1 protein-coding gene is annotated in these 615 nt (G+C 33.8%); it reads right to left on the bottom strand.

Features of this window, described 5'->3' with window-relative positions:
- On the bottom strand, window positions 1-615 hold a 615-nt coding region (locus ACTYBU_RS22480), incomplete at both ends, for a type 1 glutamine amidotransferase family protein (RefSeq protein ID WP_445493257.1).

The raw sequence follows: 615 nt of genomic DNA, 5'->3' as shown, positions 1-615 counted from the left end.
ATTGAATTCATTAACTGGAAGAAGTATTCAGGTTTATGAGTCTTATTTAGGTTATACCATGAATGTAATGCATCTGGTGTAAATACATCTATTTTTTTCAGTACCTCCATTGCAAATTCCAGAGGTGCTATTCCTGATGCAGTAACTAAATTCGCATCAGATACCGCAGATCCCAACTCATAGAACTTTTCTCCTTTATAGTTAGGACATACCATTTTAGTATATTCTAAGTTATTACTTGTATGCTTTCTAGTATCTAAGTATCCCATATTCGCGAGGCCCTCAGTTGCACCACAAATTGCAGCAACAATAGTGCCAAGCTTTAAAGCTTGGCCAATTCTTTCCAAGATAGGTTGATGAATTTCTTCACTCCAAGTAGTCCCTCCTGGTAAAATTAAAAGATCTTTACTCTCAAGAGTACATTCATCAAGGGAAATATCTGGTTTTATGCTCAGTCCTCCCATAGTAGTAATCATTTCTTTATTAGTTCCTACTGTAATTACTTTTAAAGGTGCTAAATCTTTTTTGAAATATCTTCCTGAGTTTAGTTCAGCAATTAAATATCCATATTCCCAGTCCGACATTGTATTAAATACATATAGAAAAACTTTTTTT

The sequence above is a fragment of the Niallia sp. 03133 genome (genome assembly GCF_052663225.1).
This window is presented reverse-complemented; position numbering and strand designations above follow the sequence as displayed.